This window comes from Moraxella lacunata, assembly GCF_002027545.1.
In the GTDB taxonomy this organism is placed as follows: domain Bacteria; phylum Pseudomonadota; class Gammaproteobacteria; order Pseudomonadales; family Moraxellaceae; genus Moraxella; species Moraxella lacunata.
Map to the genome: position 1 here is coordinate 1 of NZ_MXAN01000111.1, position 12,991 is coordinate 12,991.

A 12,991-nucleotide genomic window follows, 5' to 3' on the forward strand; every position below is an offset into this window, starting at 1 on the left:
TTTTGGGGTGCGGTTCACAAGGGGGATTAAAATTTGGATATTTAGATTCATTAATTTTCCCCTTGTTTGTCATTGTGATTTAACTCGTTGCTTAATTCACCGTCCAAATCCACTTCCTGATAAACCGCCTTTAATACCGCCATGCTGATTAAAATAAAAACAAACGGCAAAAAAACACAGCTTAGCTCAAACCAAAGTGGCAAGCCTAAAAGCCCCGTCCCAGTTGGCACAAAATAGGCAAAAATCACCCAACCTGCCAAATACAGCAAGGTCAGGTATATCGACCATTTGGCTTCACGGTTGAGTTGATGGGTGAGTGGGGTGGGTGTAGGAGATTGATTAGGGGTGGGGTGGTTGGCTTGGGGTGGGGTGTCTGACATGGTGCGTCCTTGAAAATTCTTATAAAACCCTTTAAATAAGGGCAAGATAAAAGCAAAATAAAGGCGAAAAAACGTGCAAATTTTAGCACAAAATCTGCCACTTTAAAATAAAAAAGACCTTAATTAATATTAAGGTCTTTTTAAGTCTGTTGCCAAAACTAGTATGCGTGCCGATTAAGCTTTTAGAGCTTTGATAGCTTTGTTTAGACGGCTCTTATGACGAGCAGCTTTGTTTTTGTGAATGATGCCTTTGTCAGCCATGCGGTCAATCACAGGAACGGCTTTGGCATAGGCTTCGGTTGCTAGGTCATAAGACTTAGATTCGATGGCAGATACCACACGTTTGATGTAGGTGCGAACCATAGAACGTTGAGAAGCGTTTTGGGCACGGCGTTTTACGTTTTGGCGTGCACGTTTACGAGCTTGGGCTGAGTTTGCCATGATAATTTTCCTTACAAAAAGTAAAAATGGATAAAAGTAACTTAGTGTAGGCGATAATTCAGGCAGCCACCGAATTACCCAATAAAATAAAGGAGACACGTTGCCTAACACAATAAAGCCGATATATTAGCAAATTTTTGGGATTTATTCAAGTGCCTTATTAGGTTTTTAAAAATTCTAAAAAACCGCCAAACCATAAAGTTTTAACATATTGATTTTTAATAATTTTTTAAAATAAAAAGCTCATATTTTATGGCGTAAAATTCGCCATTTTTGCCATTTTGTGCTATAATGTCGCCTTTATGTGTGTTCCTTGGAAAAATTATGACCGATAGCGTAACCCCCGTTGGGATTGTTGATGAATTAAAGCAGTCCTACCTTGACTATGCGATGAGCGTCATCGTCTCTCGTGCCTTGCCTGATGTGCGAGATGGCTTAAAGCCTGTTCACCGCCGTGTGATGTACGCCATGCACGAGCTGTCCAACGATTATAACAAACCCTACAAAAAATCCGCTCGTGTCGTGGGCGATGTTATCGGTAAATATCACCCCCACGGCGACACTGCCGTGTATGATGCCATTGTGCGTCTTGCCCAGCCGTTTTCTATGCGGTATATGATGGTGGATGGACAAGGTAACTTCGGTTCGGTGGACGGCGACCCGCCTGCCGCCATGCGTTATACCGAAGTGCGTATGCAAAAACTCACGCACCAAATGCTTGCCGACCTTGACAAAGACACGGTGGACTGGGAAGACAACTATGACGGCTCCGAAAAAATGCCGTCTGTGCTACCTGCTCGTGTACCAAACCTGCTTGTCAATGGGGCAACGGGCATTGCGGTGGGTATGGCGACCAACATGGCACCGCACAACTTGACCGAAGTCGTGAACGCTTGTCTTGCCTATGCCGACAACCCCATGATTACGGGCGATGAACTGGCAAGCCACATCAGTGGACCTGATTTTCCCACAGGTGGTATCATCTATGGGCGTAGTGGCATTTCGGACGCTTATCGCACAGGCAAAGGGCGACTGCACATTCGTGGGCGTTATGTCATTGAAAACATGGAAGGGGCGAGCAAAGACCGTGAACGCATTGTCTTTACCGAGATTCCTTATCAAGTCAATAAAGCCAAACTCATCGAGCAAATCGCCCAACTTGTCAATGACAAAAAATTAGACGGTATCACAGGCGTGCGTGATGAGTCCGACAAAGAGGGTATGCGGATTGCCATTGACCTAAGACGTGGCGAAAATGCCGAAGTCGTGGTAAATAACTTATTTTTGCAAACGCCCTTGGAGTCCAGTTTTAGCATTAACATGGTTGCCCTTGACAACGGACAGCCACGCCTTATGACCTTGCATGACTTGATTGCTAGCTTTATCCGTCATCGCCAAGAGGTTGTTACACGCCGTACCATTTTTGAGCTTAATAAAGCCAAAGCTCGTGGGCATCTGCTTGAGGGCTTGACCATTGCCCTTGCCAATATTGACGACATCATTGAGACCATTAAAAAGTCCGCCAACCGCTCTGAGGCTCGTGAAAACCTGCTTGGGCGTATCTGGCAGGCGGGTAATGTGGTTGCCATGCTAAAAAATGCAGGGGCAACGTCTATCCGCCCTGACATCATCGAAGGCGAGGACTTAAACGCACCGTTTGGGCTTATCAATGATGACAAAGAATACCGCCTATCGCCCGACCAAGTGAACGCCATTTTGGATATGCAACTGCACCGCTTGACAGGCTTGGAGCAGGACAAATTATCCAAAGAATACCAAGAGATTTTGGGCGAGATTGCACGCTTACAGATGATTTTGGCGGATTTTGACAAACTCATGGGCGTGATTAAGGCGGAGCTTATCCAAATCCGTGATGATTTTGGCGATGAGCGTAAAACCGATATTGTGGACGCACGAGCCGATTTTAGCCGTGAAGATTTAATCCCAGAGCAGACGGTGGTCATGACCGTGTCGCATACAGGCTATGCCAAAACCCAAGCCGTGAGCGACTACCAAGCCCAAAAACGTGGCGGAAAAGGCAAATCAGCGACCGCCATGAAAGAAGATGACGTGATTGAGCATTTACTCGTTACCAGTACGCACGCCCATATTTTGTGCTTTACCAACACAGGGCGAGTGTTTGGCTTGCGTGGTTTTGAAGTGCCGATTGCGTCTCGTGGCTCAAAGGGCAGACCGCTTGTCAATCTGATTAACATTGACCCAAGCGAGAGCGTAACCGCCATTTTGCCGGTGGAGAGCCTAGCCGATGACGGTAAATTTGTGTTTTTTGCCACGGCAAGCGGTACGGTCAAGCGTGTGGCGTTGTCGCAATTTGCCAATTTGCGTGCCAACGGGCTAAGAGCCATTGACCTTGTGGACGGCGATACCTTGATTGGCGTGGCGATTACGGACGGGGAGCAGGAGATTATGCTGTTCTCCAACGAAGGTAAAGCCATTCGCTTTAAAGAATCCGCCATTCGTACCATGGGACGTACCGCCAAGGGCGTGCGTGGCATCCGTGTCAATCTGCTCGCCAGTCTCGGCTTAGACGATGACGAGCCGACCGATGATGATACCGATGACAGTGATAATGACAGCGTGGTGTCGGTCAGTCGTGTGGTGTCGCTCGTGGTTGCCCCACAGGCAGGCGAGATTTTGACAGCGTGCGAAAACGGCTACGGCAAACGTACTCCGATTGACGACTATCCGACCAAAGGGCGTGGCGGTCAAGGCGTGATTGCCATTAAGACATCAGAGCGTAACGGTCAGCTTGTCAAGGCGGTGGCGGTAACAGGCGATGAAGACGTGATTTTAATCTCTGATAAAGGCACGCTTGTCCGCACGCCTGTCGCCCAAATCGCAACCGCAGGACGTAACGCCCAAGGGGTTAAGCTCATTCGCATTGGCGAGAGTGAAACGCTGGTGGGACTTGCCTGTGTGGAGCATGAAGAGCCAAGCGATGATGACAGCGACAGCGAACATGGCGAGATGATAGAAACGAGCCAAGACAGCGAATGATAAAAAAGACGGATTGATGTCCGCCTTTTTGTTGGGGGGGGTGAGGTTATTGTTTTTTGAATTAATCCATTATCTTATTTTTCAGAAAAAAACAAGATAGTATTTTTGGTATTTTGTTTTGGTAGTAGTCCAAAAAGTATGCTGTAACAAAAACTAAAAAGACAACTTGCACAAAAGTTGGTAATTTACGGTTATGAAGACACAAATTACCATTACTTGCCCAAGTTGCCTATCGGTTAGTATAAAGAAAAATGGCATAAAAAGCTATGGCAAGCAGAACTATTTTTGTAAACACTGCCACAGACAGTTTGTTCATCATTTACAGCTTACTTACAAAGGTTGTCAATCTTACATCGATGGCAAAATACGCTTAATGTTAGCTCGTGGTTGTAGTATTGTTGACATTATGATACTTGAAGAAGTTAGTAAGGGTAAAGTACTTAGCGTGCTTGCAAACAGTAATCACCAAATCAAACCAAGACAAAAGCATTACAATACCTTAGAGATAGATGAGTTTTGGACTTACGTGGGTAACAAGAAAAACAAAGTTTGGCTCATCTATGCGTATGATAGACACACAGGTGAGATTGTTGCCTATGTATGGGGCAGACGAAACCTTGCTACTGCCAAACAGTTAAGGTCAAAACTTCTAAGTTTAGGTATAAGTTTTAACAAAATTGCTTGTGATAACTGGGAGAGCTTTCTTGTTGCTTTTAAGCACTCTATCAAAAAAGTTGGCAAACGCTTTACCGTTGGTATTGAAGGCAATAACACAAGGCTTAGAACCTTTGCTAGGCGAGCATTTAGAAAAACGTGTTGTTTCTCTAAAAACCTAACCAATCATCTTAAAGCATTTGACTTGGTGTTTCATTATATCAACTATGGGTGGGTGTAGCATACTTTTTGAATCAGAACCTTTGTTTTTATAATGACGGCAGAATAGCAAACCGTTAAGAGATGACATGAATTTTAGTAATTATATTAGACCTCTTGCGAAACTAAATCATCTTATTCACAATCCCCGCAATCAAATTCACCCTTAGGTTAAACCTTCTTTGGTGGTTGCGGTAAGTGGTGCTTAGGATTTTAAATACTTTTAGTTTGCCATTGATGTGTTCTATGATGATACGTCTTTTACCAATGGCTTTGTTAATCTGTGTTATCTCTTTGTCTTGGTGCTTGTTTTTGTGCTTTTTGATAGGGGTGATAAGCCCTGTATGTTCAAGACCTATGTAGCCTTTATCAGCGATGACAAACTGATAGCTTGCTAAGTCTTTGATGTGTTGTCTTGCCAGTCTTACATCATGAATACTGCCTTTACTGGTGTGTATGCTCACAATCTGTTTGATGTTTGGGTTATAGATGACTTGTATTTTTAAGGTGTGCTGTTTTTGTTTGCCACTGTATGAGTATCTTTGCTTTTTTTGGGTTTTTGACAAGCAACTTCGGTGGCATCAATAAGCACATATTCAAAGACAGTATCATCAGTTTGGTTTGTTGGTTTATGTATGCGTTTGGGTAGGTTAAACTGTCCTGATTTTATGAGTGCGTTTTCTACCTTAATGATGGTACGGTTGATGTTGCTTTCACTAATGCCATAATCTGCTGACAGTTCAAGCTGTGTTTTGTAGGCACGCAAATACTCTAATGTGAGCAGTACTTGGTCTTCAAAACTCAAACTGCGTGGTCTGCCTGTCTTTTTGTTTTGTGCGACAATACTGACCATTGTGTCAAACACAGAACGGGTAACACCACTTAGTCTTTTAAACACATCATCAGGCTTTTGGCAAAGGTGTTTGTATCTCATGACTTATCAAAGGTTGTTGTTTGGTGTTGATTTTAAGGGGTTTGGGGGAGTTTTGTGAGGGGTTTATTGTTTATGTAGATGAAAGTGGCGACCATAATTTGGATAACATCAATTCAAAATACCCTATTTTTGTTTTGGCATTTTGTATTTTTAATAAAAGGGGCGAATTACATTCGCCCAAAAATCAACACTTTATCACAGGGCAAATGTAATTTGCCCCTACAAATCCGTCCAAAGGTATGGTTAATTAACAACGCCAAATAATCCAAATAAAAGTTATGTTAATTTCTTTTCTAAAAAATCTTACCGCCTATGGCATTCAATATAGCCTGATTATCCTATTGCTTATTATTTGGCAAATGGTCATTGGGTTTGGTTTTATTCCTGATTATTTATTGCCATCGCCCATACAAATCATTAAGGCGTTTATTGATGATTTTTATTTGCTGATGGGTCATGCCAAATATACGCTGATGACGGCATTTTTGGGAACGGTTATTGGGCTAATATTAAGTTTTGTGTTATCCATTTTAATGGATTTTTCCAAAAAATTTAAAGAAATCGTTTATCCTGTTTTACTGCTCAACCAAACCATTCCAACCATCGCCATCGCTCCGTTATTGGTGATTTGGCTTGGCTATGGCATATTGCCAAAAGTGGTGCTGGTGGTATTGTCGGTATTTTTCCCCATGACGATTGCACTTGTGGACGGCTATAATTCAGTACAAAAAGAGCAATTAAATCTCTTTCGTTCATTAAAAGCAAGCCATTATCAGACTTACCGCCATCTAAAAATACCGTCTGCTATGGGATATTTTTTTACAGGATTAAAAGTTGCCTTGTCGTATGCCCTTATCTCGGCGGTGGTGGCAGAATGGCTTGGCGGTTATCATGGGCTTGGGGTCTATATGACCCGTGTGCGAAAATCGTATGAGCTGGATAATATGTTTGCGGTGATATTTTTTATCAGTTTTTTAACGCTTGTATTATTGGCAAGTGTTAAATTGATTGAAAGACAGGTATTAAAATATCAGTATTTAAAATGATTGATAAAAGCTTGAATTTAAAAGTTAAATAAAAAATCCCGTAGATTACTCATGATGCACTCCTTTACTTGCTTTTATTAAGTCATTATCAATAAAATTTACAATCGTTCATAAAGCTTTAAAATATAATTGCAATCAGTAAAAAGTTAGGCTATAATAATACGAAAATTTTAATACAATTTTTTCATAAAAATTACTCTATGCATTTTAAATAAAGCATATCATCAAAATCATCTTATTACCAATCAACTTGGAGTTAAAAAATGAGTTTAATGAAAAATATTTTAGCTTTATCATTGGCATTTACGTTAGCAAATTCCGCCATTGCTTCCAATCAAAACTCTAAAACCGTTGACGGTTATAAAATTGATGTGTGCGACCCTTATTATGATGAACGTTAATCTAATAGCATAGAGCCAAAGTTTGACATTAACTTTTGCGATAAAAGAAATGTGGATGTGTATAAAAGATTTACAACCAAAGATATCAATTTTAATAGACTTCTTTCCAAACCCTGATTTTTATGGATTTTTAAAAACTTCAACCCCAATACTTATAAGGGTTTATTTTTAGTTTGGAAAGAGATTTAATAGAAAATATCACTAATCCGCCTTAAAGACTTTCACTATGTCGCCTTAGACCCTAAAACAAAACATGTCTATGCAATGCCAGCATATTTCTATGTTGAAAAAAATGGTAATGAAATACAAAGTAAGTTGATTTTTAACAAAAACAACCAACACGTTTGTGCCCCTTACCAAAAGACTTATGATATTGCTTATTCCTTGTTGTACTTAGGCAATGGCTTTATAGATGATAGATATCCCACCTGTTACGAGTTTGTTAACAACAAATCAGAACTAGGTTTCAGTCCAATTCCTATTACCGAATCCTTAAAAAACCTAGGCTTTAAATAATGCTTAGACTATTATTAAAAAGATACGTATCTTACACATTTTTTTGGGTAAATTTCAAAAACTTTACAAATAAAATGATTATCAAACAATGATATTTTAAAATAATTTGTAGGGGAAAATTACATTTGCCCCATGGTAAATGTATCACCTTGGAAAAATTGCAATTCACTCTATAAATATTGAGTTTTGGGCGAATGTAATTCGCCCCTTGTATTATAATACCTAAAACAAAACCCCATTATAAGCAACCATAATGGGGTTTGTGAGAAAGTAGCGTTGTTTCGCCCCTTGTGCTTAAAAGCACGCAGTGTAGATGTTAGCCTACTTTCTCATCCATCATCACCCCGAATGGTATCTACAACCCAAAAATAATTATAGGGCAATCAATAAGTTATCATTTTAAGTTGAGATTGACATATACTTTATTTTATCAAAACAATTTTAGGAAAATCATGAACAACACTCACCGTCAGACGGGGGCAAGCATTTGGGTTATCCTGCCATGGCTCATTGCCCTAGCCTTAGCCACGGCTTTGGTGCTATTGGTCGCCAAGCACAACGCCACGCCCCTAACCACCCAAAGCCAAGCCCCCAAAACTGAGCAGATTGCCCCAAATACACAGTCAAGCGAGCAGGTATGGCAACCCACCCTTGCCACGCCCAAAGCCCACAACAACCCTGACACCGCCCCCACAGTAGACTCTTATCACGACGCAGTCACCCAAGCCAGTCTGTCCGTGGTCAATATCTACACCACCCAAAAGGTGCAAAACCCTTATATGGGCGACCCTGTGTTGGAGCAGTTTTTTGAATACTATGGGCAAGGGCAAGAGATTGACAGGGGGGCGAGCAGTCTGGGTTCGGGCGTGATTGTCTCCAAAGATGGCTATATCGTCACCAACGCCCATGTCATAGAACAAGCCGATGAGATTACCGTCGCTCTTAATGACGGACGTAAGGCACGGGCGACCATCGTCGGGGCGGACGTGGAGAGTGATTTGGCGGTGATTAAGGTTGAGATGGACAACCTAGTCCCACTGGCGTTTCGCCGTGAACCCATTCGTGTGGGCGATGTCGCACTTGCCATTGGCAATCCCTTTGGTGTGGGACAGACCGTCACCCAAGGCATTATCTCTGCCACTGGTCGCTCTGGACTGGGTCTGACCACCTTTGAAGACTTCATTCAGACTGACGCCGCCATCAATCCCGGTAACTCAGGCGGTGCTTTGGTGGACGCCAATGGGGCGTTGGTCGGGATTAACACCGTCATTTACTCTCGCTCTGGCGGTTCGATGGGGATTGGTTTTGCCATTCCTACCACCATTGTTGAGCAGGTCATGAACGGACTGATTAGCACTGGCAGGGTCAGCCGTGGCTGGCTTGGCGTGGAGATTGCCCCTGTCAGGGAAAACCCCACCAATCTCACCACTCACGAAGGCGTGGTCATCGCCAGTGTCATGGCGGATGGTCCAGCAGGCAAGGCAGGTCTACAGGCAGGCGATGTGGTGCTGTCATTAGACGGCAAAACCATTGACAACGCCAACACACTCATCGGTATCGTCTCTGCCAAGGCTCCCGACAGCACGCTTGATGCCGTGGTCAAGCGTGGCGATGATGAGCATGAACTCACCATCACCGTCGGCGAACGCCCCAGTCGTGGCAACAACCGCCAAAACAGCCAGCAAGACAGTCGCTCTCTGAGTCCCGAAGAGCGTGCTTATCTTAATGAGCTGTTTAATCAGTTAAACCGCATGCACGGACGTTGATGGCAAACCAAACCCAATCTTGGTATTAGGGCGTGCCTGCCTTTGATATTTGCCATGAGAAATGAGAAAAATCGCCCGTTTTTCAAGGAAAAAGTGAAGTTTGATAGTTATTCTATCAAACGAGCTTTTGACGATGAAAAACCAGATTTAGCCATTTTTCATGCAAAAATGAATTAAAGTGTTAAATTTCATCTTATTTTTAAAAATGTTATCAATGGTAGGCACGCCCTAGTTTTTTTGTTGAATTTTTGAAATAAAGCCTTACTATTTATCCATCATTTACAAACCACGAGAATATCATGAGTGAACACATCGATGACGACAAAATCCTAGCTGTCCGCCGATTTTTATTAGCCTTACAAGACAACATCTGTCAAGCCCTAGAAGCCCAAGAATACGCAGGCGGTGTCGATGGGGCAAGCTCTGCCAGATTCATCAGCGACGTCTGGGAACGCCCCGATGGCGGTGGTGGTCGCTCAAACGTACTCTCTGATGGCGTGGTCATCGAAAAGGCAGGCGTGATGTTTAGTCACATTCACATCCGCAATCTACCCCCATCCGCCAGTGAACGCCACCCCCAACTGGCAGGAGCGACCGCACAGGCGATGGGCGTGTCTTTGGTCGTCCACCCCAAAAACCCCCATGTTCCAACCAGTCATGCCAACGTTCGCTTGTTTGTCGCCACGCCTGCCGATGGCGGTAAGCCAATTTGGTGGTTTGGGGGCGGATTTGATTTAACTCCCTTTTACCCTGTGATGAATGATGTCGTGCATTGGCACACCGTCGCTCATGAGCTGTGTCAGCCTTTTGGCGATGATATTTACCCGACCTTTAAGGCGTGGTGTGATGACTATTTTTACCTAAAACATCGTGGCGAATGCCGTGGCGTGGGCGGGCTGTTTTATGATGACCTAAACATCACCACCCAAGGCTGGGATTTTGAAAAATGCTTTGCCTTTATGCAGGCGGTAGGGCAAGGCTACATTGATGGTATCATTCCTATTTTTGAAAACAACAAACACCGACCCTACACCGCCGATGAACGTGCCTTTCAGCTGTATCGCCGTGGGCGGTATGTTGAGTACAACCTTGTCTATGACCGTGGCACGCTGTTTGGCTTGCAGTCCAATGGTCGCACCGAGTCCATCTTGGTGTCCATGCCCCCTTTGGCAAGCTGGGCATATCGCTACGAACCCGTGACAGGCACGCCAGAGTTTGAACTGACCGACTTTTATTTAAAGCCCAGAGATTGGCTTGGTTTGATGAATCAATCATAAACACTCGCTTTGTTATTAAATGTAACTTTATGTGCTTTTATGCAATGGCGTTTGAAATCATCAAAGGCTTGTGATATATTTGGGGCGTGTTGAACATTGATAACATTTTTGTAAAATAAGATGAAAATTTAAAACTTTTATCTATTTTTGCATGAAAAATGGCTAAATCTTGTTTTTCATCGTCAAAAGTTCGTTTGATAGAATGACTATCAAACTTCACTTTTTCCTTGAAAAACGGGCGATTTCCCCTATTTTTCATTGCAAATACCAAAGTTCAACACGCCCTAGGTCAAGTTTATATAAAAAGTTTATATAAACTCATGAATAATAAAAAAGAATTGGTTTTTGCCAATTCTTTTTTGTCAAATACCAAGCCACCTTGATAGAAAGCCCCATGAAATCAGCAAAATTGAAATCTCTAAAATTGCAATCGGTAAAATCTTTTGGTCTCATCGCCCTAACCGCCCTTGCCCTGACTGCTTGTGGCGACAAAGCCCCTGCTGGTGCTAGCTCAGCAACATCACCCGATGTCAAAGCCCGCCAAGACCTAATGCAAGACTGGCGTGCTGCCAATGATATCCTAAAAGGCATGATGGAAAACCCTGCCAATTTTGATGCCGCCACCTTTAAAGAGCAAGCTGAATTCATCAGTGGTAGCACCGTCCAAATGTGGACGCACTTTAATGATGCCAATGCCAAAGGCGACTCTCAGGACGCTGTATGGTCAGATGCGACAGGTTTCCAAGCCAAAAAAGACGAGTTTGATGCCGCCACCCAAAACCTTGTGGCAGTCGCCGCCACTGCCCAAAGTGCCGATGATGTCAATGCCGCTTTTGGAGCCATGGCAGAAGGCTGTGGCAGTTGCCACAAGGTTTATAAAAAGTGATTGTTAATTGTTGATTGTTGATTAATAAACTTTTAAATAATTTTAAGGGTAAATTAGGTTTACCCTTATTTATTTTTTAGAATTGTTCAATTAAAATAATTTGATAATATTGACATATAAAAAAGGGAAGAGTGCGATTCGCCCAAGTGTTTATTTACCACGGGACTTGTGGGGGCGTGTTGCACACGCTCTTGGGTGACACCATCTTTATCAAGCATACACAGCACGCTCCTACAACTTCAATCAAAGACATTATTAATTAATAATATTAATACCTATATTTTATACAAACAAAAAACAAGCCCAATTTGAGCTTGTTTTTGTTTTTAAGCAATAATTATTTAAAACCAATCGTTTTATAAATTACGCTTTATCAAAGTTTTCTTGGGCTTTGTCCCAGTTTACCACATTCCAGAACGCCTTGATGTAGTCTGGACGTTTGTTTTGGTATTTTAGGTAATAAGCATGTTCCCACACGTCAAGACCGATGATTGGCGTACCTTCGCACCCTGCCACGTCTTTACCCATCAGTGGGCTGTCTTGGTTGGCAGTTGAAACAACAGCGAGTTTGTCGCCTTGCTTAACCAGCCACGCCCAACCCGAACCAAAGCGAGTGGCAGCCGCTTTTTCAAATTGCTCTTGGAACGCTTCTACCGAGCCAAAATCACGCACGATGGCGTCTTTTAGTGAGCCTTTTAGCTCTGTGCCAGTTTTTAGGATTGTCCAAAATAGGCTGTGGTTGGCGTGTCCACCTGCGTTATTACGAACGGCTGTTTGTTTGTCGGCAGGCAGTGCAGATAGGTTGGCGATAACTTCTTCGGCTGATTTGTCCGCCCATTCAGTGCCTTCTAGGGCAGCGTTGGCGTTATTGACATACGCTTGATGATGGCGAGAATGGTGGATTTCCATGGTTTCTTTGTCAAAATGTGGCTCTAATGCGTCATAGCTGTAACCTAGCTCAGGCAGGGTAAAAGACATGATAATTCCTTAATAAAATTAGGGTTAATGTTTGTACAAATCATTGATTTGTCCCATCAATATAAAGGCAAAATTGGCAAATTTCAAGTGCTATTTTATCAGTTTACAAAAAACCAATCTAATAAATGATTATCATTATTAAGTGATAAAATCAGTACTTATTTTATCACTTAATAATGGGTTTTTTGAACATTGATAACATTTTTACATTAAATCTCTTTCCAAACTAAAAATAAACCCTTATAAGTATTGGGGTTGAAGTTTTTAAAAATCCATAAAAATCAGGGTTTGGAAAGAAGTCTATTATAGAGTAGTTACAGAGCGATGACAATAGTTATGAGAATGAAAATATAAAAATTTTTAAAAAAAAATGATTAGGTGCGGGTCTAATTTTACGATGGGTTTGATGGGGTTGTTATGGGTATTTTAAAAACACTGAGAATAAAGCATGAGATAGTTTTATTTAAAAAATAAA

14 protein-coding genes are annotated in these 12,991 nt (G+C 42.4%); 9 read left to right on the top strand and 5 right to left on the bottom strand.

Annotated elements, in window-relative coordinates; genetic code table 11:
- Nucleotides 1-50: 50 nt before the first annotated feature.
- Complete coding sequence (locus B5J94_RS13045; RefSeq protein WP_079364184.1) at nucleotides 51-380, bottom strand: YhdT family protein; 330 nt, start codon at nucleotides 378-380, stop codon at nucleotides 51-53.
- Between the two features lie 174 nt (nucleotides 381-554).
- Nucleotides 555-821 (bottom strand): 30S ribosomal protein S20, encoded by a 267-nt coding sequence (rpsT, locus tag B5J94_RS13050; RefSeq protein WP_062500380.1) that lies wholly within the window; start codon nucleotides 819-821, stop codon nucleotides 555-557.
- 324 nt (nucleotides 822-1,145) lie between these two features.
- Between rpsT and gyrA the strand changes: the two genes are divergently transcribed.
- Both gyrA and B5J94_RS13060 read left to right on the top strand, forming a co-directional pair.
- Nucleotides 1,146-3,839, top strand: coding sequence for a DNA gyrase subunit A (gene gyrA, locus B5J94_RS13055; protein WP_062500381.1), 2,694 nt, complete (start codon nucleotides 1,146-1,148; stop codon nucleotides 3,837-3,839).
- A 193-nt stretch (nucleotides 3,840-4,032) separates the two neighbouring features.
- The gene (locus B5J94_RS13060; protein WP_062500383.1) at nucleotides 4,033-4,734 is read left to right on the top strand and encodes an IS1 family transposase; all 702 of its coding nucleotides are present in this window, start codon (nucleotides 4,033-4,035) and stop codon (nucleotides 4,732-4,734) included.
- Between the two features lie 103 nt (nucleotides 4,735-4,837).
- Here B5J94_RS13060 and B5J94_RS13065 read toward each other — a convergent pair.
- Nucleotides 4,838-5,646, bottom strand: a protein-coding gene (locus B5J94_RS13065; RefSeq protein WP_211271096.1) for an IS5 family transposase whose coding sequence is annotated in 2 segments (ribosomal slippage) — nucleotides 4,838-5,248 and nucleotides 5,251-5,646 — 807 coding nt in all. Because the reading frame shifts where the segments join, the coding sequence is not laid out codon by codon here.
- A gap of 23 nt (nucleotides 5,647-5,669) precedes the next feature.
- Here B5J94_RS13065 and B5J94_RS13070 point away from each other — a divergent pair.
- From B5J94_RS13070 to hemF, 6 genes are all read left to right on the top strand, one after another.
- Complete coding sequence (locus B5J94_RS13070) at nucleotides 5,670-5,858, top strand: DUF3800 domain-containing protein (protein WP_228144603.1); 189 nt, start codon at nucleotides 5,670-5,672, stop codon at nucleotides 5,856-5,858.
- A 66-nt stretch (nucleotides 5,859-5,924) separates the two neighbouring features.
- Complete coding sequence (locus B5J94_RS13075; RefSeq protein WP_062500391.1) at nucleotides 5,925-6,692, top strand: ABC transporter permease; 768 nt, start codon at nucleotides 5,925-5,927, stop codon at nucleotides 6,690-6,692.
- A gap of 263 nt (nucleotides 6,693-6,955) precedes the next feature.
- Nucleotides 6,956-7,093, top strand: a complete 138-nt coding sequence (locus tag B5J94_RS14280; RefSeq protein ID WP_156471071.1) for a hypothetical protein — start codon at nucleotides 6,956-6,958, stop codon at nucleotides 7,091-7,093.
- A 968-nt stretch (nucleotides 7,094-8,061) separates the two neighbouring features.
- A complete protein-coding gene (locus B5J94_RS13085; RefSeq protein WP_062501040.1) occupies nucleotides 8,062-9,375 on the top strand; it encodes a S1C family serine protease in 1,314 nt (437 codons plus the stop codon).
- 54 nt (nucleotides 9,376-9,429) lie between these two features.
- On the top strand, nucleotides 9,430-9,552 hold the full coding sequence (locus tag B5J94_RS15070; protein WP_265734273.1) for a hypothetical protein: 123 nt from the start codon (nucleotides 9,430-9,432) through the stop codon (nucleotides 9,550-9,552).
- A gap of 122 nt (nucleotides 9,553-9,674) precedes the next feature.
- Entirely contained in the window at nucleotides 9,675-10,652 is a 978-nt protein-coding gene (hemF, locus tag B5J94_RS13090; RefSeq protein ID WP_062501042.1) for an oxygen-dependent coproporphyrinogen oxidase, read from the top strand.
- A 37-nt stretch (nucleotides 10,653-10,689) separates the two neighbouring features.
- On the opposite strand, the gene B5J94_RS13095 is transcribed toward hemF, so the two are convergent.
- Nucleotides 10,690-10,911 carry a hypothetical protein gene (locus B5J94_RS13095; protein ID WP_079364186.1) on the bottom strand — a complete coding sequence of 74 codons (222 nt, stop codon included), beginning with the start codon at nucleotides 10,909-10,911 and terminating at the stop codon, nucleotides 10,690-10,692.
- Between the two features lie 135 nt (nucleotides 10,912-11,046).
- Here B5J94_RS13095 and B5J94_RS13100 point away from each other — a divergent pair, with 135 nt between their 5' ends.
- Nucleotides 11,047-11,538, top strand: a complete 492-nt coding sequence (locus tag B5J94_RS13100; protein WP_062501044.1) for a c-type cytochrome — start codon at nucleotides 11,047-11,049, stop codon at nucleotides 11,536-11,538.
- A 363-nt stretch (nucleotides 11,539-11,901) separates the two neighbouring features.
- On the opposite strand, the gene sodA is transcribed toward B5J94_RS13100, so the two are convergent.
- Entirely contained in the window at nucleotides 11,902-12,516 is a 615-nt protein-coding gene (sodA, locus tag B5J94_RS13105; protein WP_062501046.1) for a superoxide dismutase [Mn], read from the bottom strand.
- Nucleotides 12,517-12,991 lie beyond the last annotated feature (475 nt).